Source organism: Kitasatospora sp. NPDC051984, from assembly GCF_044593455.1.
GTDB lineage: Bacteria > Actinomycetota > Actinomycetes > Streptomycetales > Streptomycetaceae > Kitasatospora.
In genome coordinates this window covers 286106-302273 of sequence record NZ_JBIUCB010000008.1, presented here as the reverse complement: position 1 = coordinate 302273, position 16168 = coordinate 286106, and the positions used below count along the sequence as shown (strand labels likewise).

The 16168-nt window shown below is 72.3% G+C and carries 17 protein-coding genes and 1 pseudogene; 10 read left to right on the top strand and 8 right to left on the bottom strand.

Annotated features, from left to right (window positions below; translation table 11 throughout):
- The first annotated feature begins 68 nt into the window (after positions 1-68).
- The gene (locus ACIHEI_RS19020; protein ID WP_396607418.1) at positions 69-1172 is read left to right on the top strand and encodes a helix-turn-helix transcriptional regulator; all 1104 of its coding nucleotides are present in this window, start codon (positions 69-71) and stop codon (positions 1170-1172) included.
- Positions 1173-1176: 4 nt separating this feature from the next.
- Here the strand turns inward: ACIHEI_RS19020 and ACIHEI_RS19015 are convergent, their stop codons facing one another.
- Positions 1177-1887 carry a TetR/AcrR family transcriptional regulator gene (locus tag ACIHEI_RS19015; protein ID WP_396607417.1) on the bottom strand — a complete coding sequence of 237 codons (711 nt, stop codon included), beginning with the start codon at positions 1885-1887 and terminating at the stop codon, positions 1177-1179.
- 93 nt (positions 1888-1980) lie between these two features.
- Between ACIHEI_RS19015 and ACIHEI_RS19010 the strand changes: the two genes are divergently transcribed.
- Positions 1981-2976, top strand: coding sequence for an aldo/keto reductase (locus tag ACIHEI_RS19010; RefSeq protein WP_396607416.1), 996 nt, complete (start codon positions 1981-1983; stop codon positions 2974-2976).
- An 85-nt stretch (positions 2977-3061) separates the two neighbouring features.
- Positions 3062-3613, top strand: coding sequence for a GNAT family N-acetyltransferase (locus tag ACIHEI_RS19005; protein WP_396607415.1), 552 nt, complete (start codon positions 3062-3064; stop codon positions 3611-3613).
- Between the two features lie 139 nt (positions 3614-3752).
- Here ACIHEI_RS19005 and ACIHEI_RS19000 read toward each other — a convergent pair whose 3' ends face one another.
- Positions 3753-4571 carry a methyltransferase domain-containing protein gene (locus tag ACIHEI_RS19000; protein ID WP_396607414.1) on the bottom strand — a complete coding sequence of 273 codons (819 nt, stop codon included), beginning with the start codon at positions 4569-4571 and terminating at the stop codon, positions 3753-3755.
- 301 nt (positions 4572-4872) lie between these two features.
- Positions 4873-5484 carry a flavodoxin family protein gene (locus ACIHEI_RS18995; protein WP_396607413.1) on the bottom strand — a complete coding sequence of 204 codons (612 nt, stop codon included), beginning with the start codon at positions 5482-5484 and terminating at the stop codon, positions 4873-4875.
- Positions 5485-5691: 207 nt separating this feature from the next.
- On the opposite strand from ACIHEI_RS18995, the gene ACIHEI_RS18990 reads away from it, so the two are divergent.
- Entirely contained in the window at positions 5692-6198 is a 507-nt protein-coding gene (locus ACIHEI_RS18990; RefSeq protein ID WP_392953610.1) for a MarR family winged helix-turn-helix transcriptional regulator, read from the top strand.
- Positions 6199-6377: 179 nt separating this feature from the next.
- Here ACIHEI_RS18990 and ACIHEI_RS18985 read toward each other — a convergent pair whose 3' ends face one another.
- A complete protein-coding gene (locus ACIHEI_RS18985; protein WP_387861771.1) occupies positions 6378-7064 on the bottom strand; it encodes a response regulator in 687 nt (228 codons plus the stop codon).
- A complete protein-coding gene (locus ACIHEI_RS18980) occupies positions 7061-8641 on the bottom strand; it encodes an ATP-binding protein (protein WP_392953616.1) in 1581 nt (526 codons plus the stop codon). The genes ACIHEI_RS18985 and ACIHEI_RS18980 overlap by 4 nt, the downstream gene beginning before the upstream one ends.
- A gap of 235 nt (positions 8642-8876) precedes the next feature.
- Between ACIHEI_RS18980 and ACIHEI_RS18975 the strand changes: the two genes are divergently transcribed.
- From ACIHEI_RS18975 to ACIHEI_RS18965, 3 genes are read left to right on the top strand one after another with little or no spacing between them, the layout of a single operon-like run.
- Positions 8877-9701, top strand: a complete 825-nt coding sequence (locus tag ACIHEI_RS18975) for an ABC transporter ATP-binding protein (protein WP_387642801.1) — start codon at positions 8877-8879, stop codon at positions 9699-9701.
- A complete protein-coding gene (locus ACIHEI_RS18970; protein WP_396607412.1) occupies positions 9691-10551 on the top strand; it encodes an ABC transporter permease in 861 nt (286 codons plus the stop codon). The genes ACIHEI_RS18975 and ACIHEI_RS18970 overlap by 11 nt, the downstream gene beginning before the upstream one ends.
- 46 nt (positions 10552-10597) lie before the next feature.
- Entirely contained in the window at positions 10598-11653 is a 1056-nt protein-coding gene (locus tag ACIHEI_RS18965) for an ABC transporter substrate-binding protein (RefSeq protein ID WP_387861766.1), read from the top strand.
- A gap of 197 nt (positions 11654-11850) precedes the next feature.
- On the opposite strand, the gene ACIHEI_RS18960 is transcribed toward ACIHEI_RS18965, so the two are convergent.
- Complete coding sequence (locus ACIHEI_RS18960) at positions 11851-12231, bottom strand: DUF6531 domain-containing protein (RefSeq protein ID WP_396607411.1); 381 nt, start codon at positions 12229-12231, stop codon at positions 11851-11853.
- A gap of 104 nt (positions 12232-12335) precedes the next feature.
- Here ACIHEI_RS18960 and ACIHEI_RS18955 point away from each other — a divergent pair, with 104 nt between their 5' ends.
- Entirely contained in the window at positions 12336-12461 is a 126-nt protein-coding gene (locus tag ACIHEI_RS18955) for a hypothetical protein (protein WP_396607410.1), read from the top strand.
- Here ACIHEI_RS18955 and ACIHEI_RS18950 read toward each other — a convergent pair.
- A pseudogene (locus ACIHEI_RS18950) lies at positions 12461-12595 on the bottom strand (LacI family DNA-binding transcriptional regulator); the annotation flags it as partial. The gene ACIHEI_RS18955 and the pseudogene ACIHEI_RS18950 sit on opposite strands and share 1 nt — an antisense overlap.
- A gap of 459 nt (positions 12596-13054) precedes the next feature.
- Between ACIHEI_RS18950 and ACIHEI_RS18945 the strand changes: the two are divergent.
- Positions 13055-14320, top strand: a complete 1266-nt coding sequence (locus ACIHEI_RS18945; protein ID WP_396607409.1) for a ThuA domain-containing protein — start codon at positions 13055-13057, stop codon at positions 14318-14320.
- 25 nt (positions 14321-14345) lie between these two features.
- On the opposite strand, the gene ACIHEI_RS18940 is transcribed toward ACIHEI_RS18945, so the two are convergent.
- Positions 14346-14480: a hypothetical protein gene (locus ACIHEI_RS18940; RefSeq protein ID WP_396607408.1), complete on the bottom strand. Its 135-nt coding sequence runs from the start codon at positions 14478-14480 to the stop codon at positions 14346-14348.
- Positions 14481-14634: 154 nt separating this feature from the next.
- Between ACIHEI_RS18940 and ACIHEI_RS18935 the strand changes: the two genes are divergently transcribed.
- Positions 14635-16059 (top strand): RICIN domain-containing protein, encoded by a 1425-nt coding sequence (locus ACIHEI_RS18935; RefSeq protein ID WP_396607407.1) that lies wholly within the window; start codon positions 14635-14637, stop codon positions 16057-16059.
- Positions 16060-16168 lie beyond the last annotated feature (109 nt).

The window sequence follows — 16168 nt, the reverse complement described above, 5'->3', positions numbered from 1 at the left end:
CCGCCGCACAGTGATCAGCTGCGCACACACCGTCGCCACAACCCGAACACAGATGCTAGCGTCCGCCCATGGGATTACGCGGACCGCAGCGCGCCGCCGCGCGCGCGGCGATCGAAGGCCTGCGGGAGCTCACCGCGCAGCGCCTGACCACCAGTCAGCTGTTCCGCCACGCCGATGAACTCCTGCGCCCCGTACTGGAGTTCGACGCGGTCTGCTGGCACACGACCGACCCGGCCACCGGGCTGGTCAACTCGGTGCAGAGCGACGACCTCAACCTCGGCCAGTTCGAGGACGCGGTGCACCTGGAGGTGTGGGCGGACGACCTCGCCACCTTCCCGAAGATCCGCAGCAGCGGGGTGCAGGCCGAGACGCTCAGCCGGGCCAGCCGCGGCGCGCCGCAGAACAGCATCCGCTTCCGCGAGCAGATCTCCCGGTACGGCTTCGGCGACGAGCTGCGCGCGGTGTTCGACGCGGCGGGCGGCATGTGGGGCTGCGCCGCGTTCATGCGCGCCGCCGACCGCGGCCCGTACCCGGCGCGGCAGCGCGAACTCGCCGACACCGCGGCCCGGTTGCTCGGCCAGGCGCTGCGCACCAGCCACCTCCCGCCGGCCGGTCCGGGGCCCGCCGACCCCACCCCCGCCGTGCTGCTGCTCGACCGGCACAACCGGCCGCGCACACTGTCCGGCCCGGCGGAGGAACTGCTCTCCCGGGTCGCCGACCCCTCCCCCACCTCGCTCGACGTGCCGACCGCGATCGCGATGGCCGCCGAGCACGCCCGCCGCGCCGCGCACGGCCTGCCGACCCCGCAGATCCCGGTCCGGATCCGCACCCACGACGGCCACTGGTACCTGCTGCACGCCTCACCGGCCCGCGACGCCCGCGACGCCCGGGCCTGCGGTTCGGCCGCCGACGAGGTCACCGTGGTCGCCACCCCCGCCTCCCCCGCGCACGTCATCCCGCTGCACCTGGCCGCCTACGGCCTCACGGCGCGCGAGCAGGAGGTGGCGCTGCTGCTGATCCGCGGCGCCGACACCCGCGAGGTCGCGCAGCGCCTGGCGATGGCCCCGTACACCGTCCAGGACCACCTGAAGTCGGTCTTCACCAAGACCGGAGTGAGCCGCCGCCAGGAGCTGACCGCCCTGATCATGCTGGCCCTCAACCCCGGGCCCTGAACGGTCAGTCGGCCTCGTCCATCAAGCGGTTCAGCCACTCGCGCAGCAACGCCGTCTCGGCCGCCGTGAACCGGTTCGGCCGCTCGGGCAGGGTCGCGTCCAGGGCGATGGCGAGGGCGGCGGGGGTGAGCTGCTCGGGGGCGGGGGCCGGGGCGCAGGTGATGGCGGCGAGGACGGTCTCACGGGTGCGGACGGACAGCGCGAGGTCGCGGGTGGCGGGCGGTTCGGCGATCAGCGTCAGGGTGACGCCGAGGGCGGCGGCGCGGAGCATCTGCGCGGCCATCGGCACGGGCAGGCGCAGCCGGCCGTCGCGGGCGACGCGTTCCAGCATCGCGGTGAGTATCCGGCCGGCCCGTTCGGCGGCCTCGACGGCCTCGCCGGGGCGGGCGGCGTTGTACATCAGCGCGTAGAAGGCGGGCTGGGCGAGGCCGAATCCGACGTGCAGGTCCCAACCGCGGCGCAGGTCGTCGACCGGGTCGGGGCCGGGCGTGCGGGAGGACTTCTCGGCGAGGTAGCGGGCGAAGCCGTAGTTCACCACGGCGTCCAGCAGGCCCTGCTTGTCGCCGAACAGCCGGTAGAGGGTCGGCGCCTGCACGCCGGCGGCGGCGCCGACGGCGCGGGTGGACATGGCCTCGCTGCCGCCCTGGGCAAGGAGTTCGGCGGCGGCGGCGAGGATGCGTTCGCGGGGGTCGGTGGGGGTGTCGGCACTGCTCATGCGGAGCAACGTTACCGGAATCCTGTTAGCGCTGGATTACCAGTGCTACGGTTCTCTCGTTAGCGTTGATACCGAGCGAACGGGGAACCTCTCATGGACACGCGCACCCTCGGCACCGACGGCCCGGTCGTCTCCGCCCTCGGACTCGGCCTGATGGGCATGTCGGACGCCTACGGCGCGGCCGACGACACCGAGTCCGTCGCCACCGTCCACGCCGCGCTCGACGCCGGCATCACGCTGCTGGACACCGGCGACTTCTACGGCATGGGCCACAACGAGATGCTGCTGCGCGACGCCCTGCGCGGGCGCGACCGCGACAGCGCCGTGATCAGCGTCAAGTTCGGCGCCCTGCGCGACGCGTTCGGCGCCCCGCTCGGCGTGGACGCCCGCCCGGCCGCCGTGAAGACCTCGCTGGCCTACTCACTGCGCCGCCTCGGCACCGACCACATCGACATCTACCGCCCGGCCCGGCTCGACCCCGCCGTCCCGATCGAGGAGACCGTCGGCGCGATCGCCGAGATGGTGCAGGCCGGGCTGGTCCGCCACATCGGCCTGTCCGAGGTCGGCGCCGAGACGCTGCGCCGCGCCCACGCCGTGCACCCGATCGCCGACCTGCAGATCGAGTACTCGCTGCTCTCCCGCGGCATCGAGGCCGAGATCCTGCCGACCGCCCGCGAGCTCGGCATCGGCGTCACCGCCTACGGCGTGCTCTCCCGCGGCCTGCTCTCCGGCCACTGGAGCCGGCAGCGCGAGCTCGGCGAGCGCGACTTCCGCGGCTTCAGCCCGCGCTTCCAGGGCGAGAACCTCGACCACAACCTGGCCCTGGTCGAGGCCCTGCGCGCCGTCGCCGACACCAAGGGCGCCACCGTCGCCCAGGTCGCCATCGCCTGGGTCGCCGCCCAGGGCAAGGACGTCGTCCCGCTGGTCGGCGCCCGCCGCCGCGACCGCCTCGCCGAGGCCCTCGCCGCCGGCACCCTCGACCTGACCGCCGCCGACCTCACCGCCATCGAACGGGCCGTCCCCGCCGACTCCGCCGCCGGCAGCCGCTACGCCGCCCCGTTCATGGCCCAGCTCGACAGCGAACGCTGACCGCCCCCGAGGCCGTCGCATGGCCGCCATAACAGCAGGCGTAACTCGGTTGATCACCTGCCGCCCGTGCCGATACCAATTGCCCGTGATTCAAGGCGAATTGATCGGGCTGCGCGCCCGACACGACAGCGACATCCCGGTCCTGCACTCCGAGCTGTACGAGGACGTGGCCACCCGGTCACGCGGCGACTCCCGCCCCTGGCAGCCCATCTCCGCCGCGTCGGGCCACTCCCCGTTCGTGGTGCCCGGGCCGTCCGACGAGGCGGCCTGCTTCTCCGTCGTCGAGCTGGAGTCGCAGGAACTGGCCGGCGAGGCCCTGCTCTGGGGCATCGACACCCACAGCCGGACGGCTCATCTCGGCCTCGCCCTGCGCCCCGCGTTCCGCGGCCGCGGCCTGGCCGTCGACATCGTGCACACCCTGTGCGAGTACGGATTCCTCGTCCGCGGCTTCCAGCGCCTCCAGCTCGAGACCCTCACCGACAACACCCCGATGCTCGCCGCCGCGGCCCGCGCCGGATTCGTCCTGGAGGGAACGCTGCGGCGCGCCGCCTGGGCGTACGGCGGGTACGCGGACCAGGCCGTCCTCGGCCTCCTCTCGGACGAGTGGAAGCCCCGCGAGATCAAGCCCACCCGATAACGAAACAGCCTCGGAAACAGCCCCGGGCACTCCCCTGCGGAGTGCCCGGGCACGCTCTGCGATCCGGCCGGTCGGGTGATCCCCCGAGGTCAGGGCCCTGGACCCGACAGGAGATCAGGTCGCAACCGTGTCCGCGTGCTCAGCCGGGGCGGTGGCCCACGGCGGCGAACATCGTCACCGACAGGTGAAAGGCGCCCCGGTCGGCGGCGGCGGTGAGGTCGGCGTACAGCCGGTCGCGCTGTTCCTCGGAGATAAGACCCCGGCCCAGGGCGGCGGTGGCGAGGCCCTGCACGATCGGCAGACTGACAGTGCGCGGGTCGTGCAGGAGGACGTCGGCGCCGGTGCGGTCGACGGTCAGGCCCGCGTCGGTGAGCCACTGGGTGAGACGGCGTCCGGCGTCGAAGGTGGCGGCGGTGCCCTGGGCGATGGTGCCCAGCGCGGGCAGGACCGCCGGGTCGACGGGGTGGAGCACGAAAGTGGACCAGTCGGTGTCGAGCAGCGCGACCCTGCCGCCCGGGCGCAGAACCCGGGCGATCTCGGTGACGGCCCGCGCCGGTTCGGACAGGTGCTGGAGGACGCGCTCGCACCGGACGGCGTCCAAACCCGCGTCGGGCAGCGACAGGGCGAGCGCGTCACCGTCCACGAAGCGGGCCCGGCTGCCGGCCTCCGCCGCGCGCCGTTCCGCCTCGGCACGCAGGCCCGGGTGGGGTTCCACGCCGATCGCGGAGCCGTCCGGGCCGACGTCCTCGGCGAGTACCCGGGTCTCCGAGCCGGTGCCGGAGCCGATGTCCACCGCCCGCTCGCCCGGGGTTGCGGCGAGGCCCGCGCGGGCCCAGGCACGCAGCCGACACACGCCCGGGTTGGCGGCCTGGGCGTCCAGCGCGGCGATCAGCCGGTCCGTGACCGCCGGGTCGGTGTTGGCCCTGTGGAACGCCGATGTGGGGTGCCGATCGGTCATGGCTCCAATGTAGGCACGCCCGCACCGACCGGCCCCGCGCCTCCAGTGCACAGGCGCGGTGACGCGCCTCCGCCGCCTCGTTCAACCGCTTCGCTTCCCGTCCCGACGCGGCCGTGCGCGCCCAGGCCGCAACCGGGGCACCCGCTCCCGCAACCACATCGAACGCCTGCCGGTAAGCACCTTCGAGCGCTCCCGCTCCCAGGCCCGGTTGCCACTGCGGCGGCCGTGGATCGCAACCCGCCCGCAACGCCGAATGCGCCGCAGGAACGTTGGTGCGGGAGCTGTCCCGGAGCCGGCCGCGTCAGACCGCCGTCGCCTGGAGCGCGGTCGTGGCGCGGCCGCGCAGCTGGACGTGGGTGACCTCGGCGACCCGGCGGCCGAGCACCTCGGCGGTGCGCAGGTCGCTGGCGGACGGGGTGACCTCGGGGCTCTCGTCGTTGTTGGACTGCGACATGGCGCCGAGCCAGCTGCCGAGGCGGTTGATGTCCTCGGTGCTGCCGTTGGAGGTGTTCCAACCGCCGTACTCGGCCAGGCCGACCCAGATCATGCCGTGCTGCGCCGCGAAGAGCGCGATGTTGATCAGGGTGTGCAGCTTGTCGCCGGCCATGTTGCCGCTGTTGGTGAAGCCCGCGGCGATCTTGTTCTTCCACTGCATGTTGTCGCCCCAGACGCCCGACGTCGCCTCGACGAAGGTGCGGAAGACCGCGCTGGAGCCGCCCATGTAGGTGGGCGAGCCGAAGATGATCGCGTCGGCCTCGGCCAGCGTCTGCCAGAGCTCGTCGTTCAGCTCGGCGAGCGAGACCAGTTGCACCGCGGTGTCCTCGACCTTGCCGGCGCCGGCGGCGACCGCTTCGGCCTGCTTGGCGGTGTGGCCGTACCCGCTGTGGTAGGCGACGACGATTCGAGCCTGCATGACCACTCCCCTGATGCGCCACAAGAAAGCTATGTGGAAAGCTTTTTCCTGAGGCAGAACATAGTGGCTTCCCGCCGCGACGGGCAACAGCGGAGGTGAGGGACGGGGGAGAGGCATCCGGGCCTCCTGGGAAAGCTTTGCGCCGAGCTAGCTATCCTGAAGAGCCCGTCCGCGGAGGCGCCGAGGGAGGGGGCAAGGAGGGCTGCCATGTCCGAACCGGACCACGTCGACGACATCATCTCGGCCTGGCACGTCCAGCTGCCCGAGATCGCCGGCCTTCCGCTGGAGCTGGCCAAGCGCAGCGCCCTGCTGACCGCCGCCTTCGACGAGGTCGCGGCGCGCGAGCTGGAACGCCTCGGGATGACCCAGGCCGAGTACGGGCTGCTCGCGGTGCTGCGCCGGGCGGGCGAGCCGTACCGGCTCAAGCCCACCGAACTGACCAACGCCCTGCTGCTGTCCTCCGGCGGCACGAGCAACGTGCTCAAGCGCCTGGCCGGGGCCGGACTGGTCTCCCGCGAGGCCGACGACGGGGACGGCCGCAGCTCCTGGGTGCGCCTCACGCCCCGGGGGGTCGAGGTCGCCGAGGAGTCCGTGCGCGCGGTGACCGCGGCGCACGCCCGGATCGTCGCCCGTATCCCCGAGGCGGAACTGCTGAACCGCGTGCTGCGGGACGCGCTGGCCGCCGTCGAGGAGGGCGTGCTCGTCCGCAGGTGAGCTGCGGGCTCAACCGGTGAGCCGTAGCCGCAGCTCCTCGGCCCGGCAGCTCGGGTGGAGCGGCTGCCCGTGCCGCTTGACCGCGTTCCCGGCGGCCAGCACGGTGTTCACGTCGGCGCGGTCCATCGCTCAGAGGGCCACGGACGCGGGCCTCGTTACGGGACAGCCTTCGGTCGGCCTCAGCGGCCCGCGAGCAGGTACTCGTGCTCGGGGCGGCCGGTGTCCCCGTAGCGGAGGGACAGGCGCAGTCGGCGGTCGCGGGCCAGGTGCTTGAGGTAGCGCTGGGCGGTGGAGCGCGACAGGCCGGTGGCGTCGGCGACCTGCTGGGCGGACAGTGGCTGCCCGGCGTCGCGCAGGGCCCCGAGGACGAGGTCGGTGGTGGGCGCGCTGTGGCCCTTGGGCAGGGCGGTGGCCGGAGAGGCCGCGGTACGCAGGGCGGCGAACATCCGGTCGACCTCGTCCTGGGAGGTCTCCCGGGCGGCGGGTCCGGCCAGGGCGTGGCGCAGGTCGGCGTACGCGGTGAGTTTGTCGCGCAGGCCGGCGAAGCTGAATGGCTTGACCAGGTACTGCAGGGCGCCGTGTTGCATCGCCTCGTGGACGGTGGAGACGTCGCGGGCGGCGGTGACCATCATGACGTCGCAGCGGATGCCGGCTTCGCGCAGGCGTCGGACCAGGGCCAGGCCGCTTTCGTCCGGCAGGTGGTGGTCGAGCAGCACCAGGTCGACGGGGGCGCGTTCGAGGACGGCCAGTGCCTGGCCGGCGCTGTGCGCGGTCCCGGTGACCCGGAACCCCGGGATCTTCGCGACGTACGCGGCGTGCACGTCCGCGACCCGGAAGTCGTCGTCGACCACGAGGACGTCGATCATGCGTTCTCCACGGTGTGCAGGGCCTCGGGCAGTTCGACGGTGAAGCGGGCCCCGCCGAGCGCTCCGGTGCCGACGGCGAGTCGCCCGCCGGAGCGTTCGACCAGGCGGCGTACCAGGGCGAGGCCGAGGCCGCGGGGGCGGTGCGCGGGGGCGCCCTTGCTGGTCCAGCCCTCCTCGAAGATCCGCTCGCGCAGGTGCGCCGGGACGCCGGGGCCGCTGTCGGCGACCTCGGCCAGCACGGTGGGGCCGACGGCGCGCAGCCGCACCTCGACGGCGCCGCCCGGCACCGCGTCCAGGGCGTTGTCGACCAGGTTGCCGACCACGGTGACCAGGGTCCGGGCGTCGACGGCGGCGTCGGGCAGGTGGCTGTCGGAGGTGACCGTCAGCCGGATGCCGCGTTCGGCGGCGACGGCGGCCTTGCCCGCCAGCAGGGCGGCCAGGTGCGGGTCTTGGACCTGTGCGCCGATCCGGGCGGCGAGCGCGGCGTGCGAGCCGGACTGCTCGGAGATGAACGCGGCGGCCTGGTCGTGTCGGCCGAGTTCGAGCAGCCCGAGCAGGGTGTGCATCCGGTTGGCGTGCTCGTGGTCCTGCGCCCGCAGCGCCTCGGTCAGCCCCCGGGTGTGGTCCAACTCCCTTACCAGGTACTCGAGTTCGGTGCGGTCGCGGAGGGTGATGACGGCGCCGCCTTCGGCGGGGGCGGTCCGGTTGACGACCAGCACCCGCTCGTCGCGGACGGCCGGCAGGTCGGCGCCCTCGATCCGCCCGGTCAGCGCGTCGGCGAGCCGGCCCGGCGGCAGGACCTCGTCGACGGTGCGCCCGGCGCAGTCGGCCGGCAGCGCGAGCAGGCGCAGCGCCTCGTCGTTGGCCAGGCGGATCCGGCCGGAGGCGTCGAGCGCCAGCATGCCCTCGCGGATGCCGTGCAGCATCGCCTCGCGCTCGATCAGCAGGGCGGCGATGTCGGCGACCGCGATGTTGTGGGTGCGGCGCTTCAAACGCCGGGCGAGCACCAGCGTGGCCGCGAGGCCGACGACCAGGCCCGCGCCCGCGCACAGCAGGATGCCGCCGGCCATCGACAGCAGCTGGCCGCGGATCGAGTCGTCGCTGAGGCCGACCGACACCTCGCCGACGATCCGGCCGTCGGCCAGGCGCAGCGGCACCTTGCCGCGGGCGGTGCGCCCCAGGGTGCCGTCCTGGATCGCGGTGACGCTCTCGCCGCGCAGCGCGGGTTCGGGGTCGGTGGAGACCCGCAGGCCGATCCGGGTCGGGTCGGTGTGCGAGAGCCGGATGCCCGCGGTGTCGGTGATGACGACGAACTCGGCTCCGGTGGAGCGCCGCACCCGTTCGGCGACGTCCTGGGCGGTGTCCGAGTCGCGGGCGGCCGCGGCTGCGGCGACGTTCGGGTCGGTGGCGGTGACCTGGGCGATGGCCAGCGCCCGCTGCATGGCCGCGCGGTCGAGCTCGCGGCTGACGGGGGCGAGGAACAGCCCGGCGGTCAGGGCGCTGACGCCGACGGTCACGACCGTCTGGGCGAGCAGGAGCTGGGCGAAGACCCGGCGGGGCCAGTGGGGGCGCCTCATCGCGGTCTCCTTCCGGCGCGGCGGGGCGAGGGTGCAGGTCACCTTATGTTTCCGGGGTGTTTCTGTCAGCCCCCGCCCCCGTTGTTGTAGCGGAAGCAAAACGAGCACAACACCCCTCAACGCCGCAAAGCCGCGATACGCCCGCAAGGCTCCCGCGCCGCTCCCGCCGCTCGTAGCGTCCCGGTCCACAGCAGCGGGCCGGCGTCGGAGCCGGCCGAGGAGGTAGGTGGTTCACGTGGACCCGCACAAGGCCGGGGCCGTCCCGGCGATCGAGTTGACCGGGGCGACCAAACGCTTTCGGACGCCGTCCGGCACCCTGCACACCGCCGTCCGGGAGCTCGACCTGACCGTCGCCCCGGGCGAGTTCGTCGCCGTCGTCGGGCCGACCGGCTGTGGCAAGTCCACCACGCTGACCCTGGTCAGCGGCCTGGAGGAACCCACCGAGGGCGAGGTGCGGGTGTACGGCGAGCCGGTGTCCGGCATCAACGGGCACGTCGGCTTCGTCTTCCAGCAGGACGCCGTCTTCCCGTGGCGCACGGTGCTCTCCAACGTCATGGCCGGTCCCCGCTTCCGCGGCGTCCCGGCCGAGCAGGCCCGGGAGAAGGCCCGCGACTGGCTGGCCCGGGTGGGCCTGTCGGCGTTCGAGGACCGCTACCCGCACCAGCTATCCGGCGGCATGCGCAAGCGCGTCGCGCTGGCCCAGACCTTCGTCAACGACCCGCGGATCCTGCTGATGGACGAGCCGTTCTCCGCACTCGACGTGCAGACCCGGGCGCTGATGTCCGACCAGTTGCTGGAGCTGTGGGCGGGCACCGGCTCCTCGGTGGTCTTCGTCACCCACGACCTGGACGAGGCGATCGCGCTGGCCGACCGGGTGGTCGTGATGACCGCCGGCCCCGCCACCGTCAAGGAGATCTTCACCGTCGACCTGCCGCGCCCGCGCACCGTCGAGGCCGTCCGCCTGGAGCCGCGCTTCGTCGAGCTGTACCGCGAGATCTGGGCCTCGCTGGGCGAAGAGGTCCGCATCACCCGTGAGAGAGGAGCGGGTCGTGCCGCTTGAGACCGCCCCCGCCCCTGCCGCGCCTGCGGCCACCCGCACCGAGATCCGTGAACGGGCCGCCCGCAACCGCAAGTTGGGCGTGTACGGCGCCCGGGCCGCCGTGCTGGCCGCCTTCCTCGGCCTGTGGGAGGTCTGCTCCCGCACCGGGGTGATCGACCCGTTCAACTTCTCCCAGCCGTCGAGGATCTGGGACCAGATCTGGCAGTGGATCACCCACGGCACCGCGCAGGGCTCGCTCGGCGAGCAGATCGGCTACACCCTGTACGAGGCGCTGACCGGCTGGGTACTGGGCGTGGCCGGCGGTGTGCTGCTGGGCATCGCGCTGGGCCGCGTCCGCTTCCTGGCCGACGTGTTCGGCCCGTACGTCAAGGTGCTGAACGCGATCCCGCGGATCGTGCTGGCGCCGATCTTCCTGATCTGGTTCGGCCTCGGCCCCGCCTCCAAGGTCGCCTCCGCCGTGGTCCTGGTGTTCTTCCCGGTGTTCTTCAACGCCTTCCAGGGCGCCCGCGAGGTGGATCGCAACCTGGTCGCCAACGCCCGCATCCTGGGCGCCGACAACCGCAAGGTCACCCTGCAGGTGGTCATCCCCGCCGCCACCACCTGGATCTTCACCAGCCTGCACGTCAGCTTCGGCTTCGCCCTGATCGGCGCGATCGTCGGCGAGTACATCGGCGCCACCAAGGGTCTGGGCCTGATGGTCGCCGCCGCCCAGGGCACCTTCAACGCGGCCGGCGTGTACGCCGCGATGACCATCCTGGCCGTGGTCGCGCTGCTGACCGAGGGCCTGCTGACCTTCGCCGAGAAGCGGCTGTTCCGCTGGAAGCCGGCCGACACCGGCGACGGCCGCTGACCCCACCCCACCCGTTCCCCCTTCACCCCGAGAGGCTCCCCCCACCATGCGCAGAACCGCTGCCGCCGCCCTCGCCGCCGTCCTCCTGCTGCCGCTGGCCGCCTGTGCCAACGACGCCGCCACCTCGCACAACGGCGCCGCCCCCGCGGGGAAGAAGGTCGACGGCCCCACCGTCAAGATCATGGTCGGCGGCCTGGACAAGGTCATCTACCTGCCCGCCATGCTGACCCAGCGGCTCGGCTACTTCGCCGACGCCGGCGTCAACGTCGAACTGCTCAGCGAGCCGGCCGGCGTGAACGCCACCACCGCGCTGCTGGCCGGCGACGTACAGGGCGCCGTGGGCTTCTACGACCACACCATCGACCTGCAGGCCAAGGGCAAGAGCGTCGAATCGGTCGTCCAGTTCGCCCAGGCCCCCGGCGAGGTCGAGGTGGTCTCCGCCAAGCAGGCCGACGCGATCAAGACCGGCGCGGACTTCAAGGGCCGCAAGCTCGGCGTCACCAGCATCGGCTCCTCCACCGACTTCCTCACCAAGTACCTGGCCGTCAAGAACGGCGTCAGCGCGAACGAGTTCAGCCCGATCGCGGTCGGCGCCGGCCAGACCTTCATCGCCGCGCTCCAGCAGGGCTCGATCGACGCCGGCATGACCACCGACCCGACGGTGGCGAACATCCTGTCCAAGCAACTCGGCACCGTCCTGTACGACATGCGCACCCCCGAAGGCTCCCGGGCCGCGCTCGGCGGCCTCTACCCCTCCTCCTCGCTCTACATGAACACCGCCTGGGTGAACGGCAACAAGGACACCGTCCAGAAGCTCGCCAACGCTTTCGTGAAGACCCTGAAGTGGATGAACACCCACACCCCGGAGGAGATCGCCGCCCAGATGCCCGCCGACTACGCCCAAGGCGGCGCCGCCGAGTACGCGGCCGCGATCAAGGCCACCCTGCCGATGTTCACCACCGACGGCCTGATGCCCCCCGGCGGCCCGGAGACCGTGCTCTCCGTGCTGGCCGCCTTCCACCCGGACGTCCAGGGCAAGGAGTCCACCGTCGACCTGTCCAAGACCTACACCACCGAGTTCGCCACCAAGGCCACCGGCTGACCCTCCCGTCACCGGTGACGGTCCCGAGCCCTCCGGACAACGGGCGCGGGACCGCCGGGCGGACAGTGGCGGCGGGCGGATCAGCCGAGCAATCGGCGCACAGCAGGCGGTTGAACGCCGACCCGCTGGCGATCCTGCAACGGTCGATGGGCGAGGAGAACGGGCACGGGCCCCGCCGGCATCGCCGAGCGGGCCTGTCAGCCCGGGAGGGGCATGGCCGAAGCCGTCGCATAAACACGTTCGACCGGGAAGAGGCCGGCGGCGGCCGCAGTGCTGGTGAGGACCTGGGCCCCGTCGGTCCCGGCGACGGCTTCGGTGACGAACCGGGCCTCGGCGCCGGTGGCGGCGGTGAGCTTCAGGTGGTCCAGAGCGGGACGCCGTGCTTGTCGCCACCTCTGGCCCATCCAACGGCCCGTCAGCAGCCCCGACTCGAAGTTCCGGGTGAACTCCAGCGGCAGCGAGCCCGGCAGCGAGACGTCGACCTGGTCGATGTGCATCCGGCCGGCGGCCATGTCGACCGGCTCGCCGCCCCCGCACCGGGTGTCCTGCGGGCGGCCCTCGGTCCGGGGGCTCTTCACCTGGTCACGGCCCCGCCCCTTCGAGTACGAGCCGCCGCCCTTTCCCCGCCCGCCACTGCCCGAACGCGGGTGATGGAGACCGTCGCCACGCTACGCCCTCCTTCGTGACGCGAGCGCAACTGACGGGTGCGGAGCGGGAGTTCATCGAGCCATACCTGCCGGTCGGCGAGTACGGCCCGTACCTGAAGCGGCTGCGCCTGCAACCGCGGCGTTCATGCTGCCGCACCTAGCCCAGCTCTGCGATCACTTCCCGAACGCGGGTAGCCGTCGCGGCGTCCACCTCCGCCCCCGAGTTGAGCACCCGGGAGACGGTGCTCTTGCCGACCTGGGCCCGACGTGCGACGTCGGTGATCGTGGCAGCCATCTCGCGGGCCCTCCAAGCAGTCGGCAGTGACGCGCGGAGCCGGTTCCGGACCGGCCTCCCCGAGTGAACCGCGCCCGCATCTCGGCGTCAAGACTTAACGGCAGAGCTGATGAAACGTCAAAGATCACGCACTGAAAGCACATTGAGCATTCAAGAACCGAATCCACAGGGCTTGACGTGGCTGGTTCAGACCTTTTAGGTTCACGCCACAGCCAGCCCGAAGGCCACCGCAGAATCCGGGCACCGCACCAGGAACTCCCTTGCGCCGCCGATCCGCCCACTGCACGACCAGGCCCCACCGATGTACCCGTCCAACCCGCCGACAGGCCCCGGCGGCCCCGCCCGCCCCATGGCTTCGCACGTCCCCACGACAGGCGGCCCCACCGCCGGCGCATCCCCCAGGCACCACGCCATGAACGTCCCCTTCCCGCGGCTCACCCCCACCGAAGGAGCGACACCATGCCCCGCCGACCCACCCCCCGGCGGCTCCCCCGAGCCGTCCTCGCCCTGATCGCCCTGCTGCTCGGCGTGCTCTCCCCCACCGCTCACGCGAGCGCCGCCGCACCGGACTTCAAGGTGATCGCGTTCTACAGCGGCACCTGGGACGCCGCCCACATCGACTTCGACAAGGAAGCCAACGCCTGGTTCCCCCAGACCGCGGCTGCCAACAACTTCACCTACACCGCGACCACGAACTGGGACCTGCTGGCCAACGGCGGCGTCGACGCCTACGACGTCGTCCTGTTCCTCGACGACGCCCCGCAGAGCGCCGCCCAGCGGGCCGGCTTCGAGCGGTACGTGCGCGGCGGTGGCGCCTGGCTCGGCTTCCACGTCTCAGCGTTCACCACCGAGGCCTCGAGCTGGGACTGGTACTACAACCAGTTCCTGGGCAGCGGGAACTTCCGCTCCAACACCTGGGGCCCCACCACCGCCGTCCTGCGCACCGAGAACGGCACCCACCCCGCCGCGGCGTCGCTGCCGGCGACCTGGACCTCGGCCGTCAGCGAGTGGTACGCCTGGTCGAACAACCTGCGGGCCAACCCGAACATCAAGGTCCTGGCCTCGGTCGACCCGTCCAGCTTCCCGCTCGGCAGCGACCCCAACCAGGCCTGGTACAGCGGCGACTACCCGATCATCTGGACCAACACGCAGTACCGCATGCTGTACGCCAACTTCGGCCACAACGCCATGAACTACAGCACCAACACCCGTACCTCCTCCACCTTCGCCTCCGCCACCCAGAACCGGATGCTGATCGACTCGCTGAAGTGGCTGGGCAAGGCTCCGGCCACGACCGACCCCTGGTACACCCTCACCTCGCAGGCCAACGGCCTGTGCGTGGACGCCCGCGCCGCCGCCACCGCCAACGGCACCGCGATCCAGCAGTACACCTGCAACGGCACCACCGCCCAGCACTTCCGCACCACCGCCACCGACAGCGGCTACGTCCGCCTCGCGGCCCGCAACAACCCCGACCAGGTCATCGACGTCACCGGCGTCTCCACCGCCGACAACGCGCCCCTGCAGCTGTGGACCTACGGCGGCGGCGCCAACCAGCAGTGGCGGCCCGTCACCGAGGCCAACGGCGCCCAGCACTTCGTCGCCCGCCACAGCGGCAAGTGCCTCACCGCCGCCACCACCGCGGCCACCAACTCCGTCCAACTCGTCCAGCGCACCTGCGACAACTCCGCCGCCCAGAGCTTCCGCCTCACCGCACAGCCCTGACCCGCCGGGCACACCGCCGCGCGGGTCACCGGTACGCCCGGCGGCGCTGCCGCACAGCCCGCACCAGCGCGTAGCACACCACCGCGCAGGCCGGGTGCGCCTGGTGTTCACCGCCAACACCGGCTGGCCGGCGGGCCAGGTGTCCCAACTCCAGGTCCACGCCTCCTGATCCGTGGCCCTGCGCCTGTCGCAGTGGCTGCCGGTCGGACGAGCCCCCCGTCCGGCCCGTGCACGGCACCAGACCTCCTCAGCCCGGACCTCCTCAGCCCAGACCCCGCTCATGTCACAGACATGCCTCTCTGTAAGGAGTTGCCTTGATCCGCTCCGTTCTCCGCCGCACTCTGGCGGCAGCCGTCGCGCTGCCCGCCACCGTCGCGGCCATGCTGGTGGCCGGCGCCGGCCCGGCCTCCGCCGCGGCCAACCCCGGGCCCGGCTTCCCGGCCCACTTCGCCGCCCCGTACCTGGAGACGTGGAATCCGACGTCGGTGCTGACCGACGTCCGCAACGCCGGACTGAAGTACGTCACCCTCGCCTTCGTGATCAGCGACGGCAGCTGCAACGCCACCTTCAACGGCAACGTCTCGATCACGGACGCGTCCTGGACCAGCGCGGTCAACGCGCACCGGGCGGCCGGCGGTGACGTGATCGCCTCCTTCGGCGGCGCCGGCGGCACGGAGCTGGGCCAGGCCTGTACCAGCGTCTCCGCGCTGCAGGCGCAGTACAAGCGGGTGGTGGATGCGCTCAACCTGACCCGGATCGACCTGGACATCGAGGGTGCCGCCCTCAACGACACCGCCGCGAACGACCGCCGCAACCAGGCGCTCGCCCAGCTTCAGCAGGCGCAGGCCGCGGCCGGCAAGCGCCTCGACGTCAACTACACCCTCCCGGTCAACCCCACCGGTCTGGAGTCCAACTCCCTCAGCCTGCTCAACAACGCCAAGAGCCGCGGTCTGACGGTCAACGCCGTCAACATCATGACGATGGACTACGGCCCGGCGATGGACATGGGCCAGGCCGCGATCAATGCCGCCAATGCCCTGCACACCCAGCTCGGGCAGATCTGGAACACCAAGACCTCCGCGCAACTGTGGGCGATGGAGGGCAACACCCCGATGATCGGGGTCAACGACTCCACCGTCGAGGTGTTCTCCACCGCCAACGCGCAGGCCCTGGAGTCCTTCGCCGCAGCCAACGGCATCCAGATGCTGGCGTTCTGGGCCCTGGGCCGCGACAAGGCCTGCGCCAGCAACGGCACCCTGTCCGACAGTTGCAGCGGCACCTCGCAGTACCCCTGGCAGTTCGCCCAGACCTTCAACCAGATCACCGGCGGCACCACCACCCCGCCGCCGAACGGCCGGACCGGCCAGATCACCGGCTACGGCGGCAAGTGCGTGGACGTCGCAGCCGCCAACTCGGCCAACGGCACCGCGATCCAGCTCTACGACTGCAACGGCACCGCCGCGCAGTCCTGGACGGTCGGCACCGACGGCACGATCCGCGCGCTCGGCAAGTGCCTGGACCTGACCTCGGGCGGCACCGCCAACGGCACCCAGGCCCAGCTGTACGACTGCAACGGCACCGGCGCCCAGCAGTGGCAGGCGCAGTCGAACAAGACCCTGGTGAACCCGGCCTCCGGCCGCTGCCTGGACGCCACCGGCCCGTCCTCCGCGAACGGCACCCGGCTGCAGATCTGGGACTGCTTCGCCGGTGCCAACCAGCAGTGGAACCTGCCCGCCTGACCGCCCGCCGACCGGACGCCCGGGCGCCCGGCAGCACCTGCCGGGCGCCCCACCCCCTATTTCGGCACCGCACGTCCTGACGCTCCATCACCCCAGAACAGGAGCACAC

Excerpts from the sequence above, each read along its gene's own strand:
- ACIHEI_RS19000 (WP_396607414.1), bottom strand. The coding sequence starts at position 4,571 with ATGACCGATCGGCACCCCACATCGGCGTTCCACAGGGCCAACACCGAC.
- ACIHEI_RS19020 (WP_396607418.1), top strand. The coding sequence starts at position 69 with ATGGGATTACGCGGACCGCAGCGCGCCGCCGCGCGCGCGGCGATCGAA.
- ACIHEI_RS18985 (WP_387861771.1), bottom strand. The coding sequence starts at position 7,064 with ATGATCGACGTCCTCGTGGTCGACGACGACTTCCGGGTCGCGGACGTG.
- ACIHEI_RS18995 (WP_396607413.1), bottom strand. The coding sequence starts at position 5,484 with ATGCAGGCTCGAATCGTCGTCGCCTACCACAGCGGGTACGGCCACACC.
- ACIHEI_RS19010 (WP_396607416.1), top strand. The coding sequence starts at position 1,981 with ATGGACACGCGCACCCTCGGCACCGACGGCCCGGTCGTCTCCGCCCTC.
- ACIHEI_RS18945 (WP_396607409.1), top strand. The coding sequence starts at position 13,055 with ATGCCCCGCCGACCCACCCCCCGGCGGCTCCCCCGAGCCGTCCTCGCC.
- ACIHEI_RS18965 (WP_387861766.1), top strand. The coding sequence starts at position 10,598 with ATGCGCAGAACCGCTGCCGCCGCCCTCGCCGCCGTCCTCCTGCTGCCG.
- ACIHEI_RS18990 (WP_392953610.1), top strand. The coding sequence starts at position 5,692 with ATGTCCGAACCGGACCACGTCGACGACATCATCTCGGCCTGGCACGTC.
- ACIHEI_RS18980 (WP_392953616.1), bottom strand. The coding sequence starts at position 8,641 with ATGAGGCGCCCCCACTGGCCCCGCCGGGTCTTCGCCCAGCTCCTGCTC.
- ACIHEI_RS19015 (WP_396607417.1), bottom strand. The coding sequence starts at position 1,887 with ATGAGCAGTGCCGACACCCCCACCGACCCCCGCGAACGCATCCTCGCC.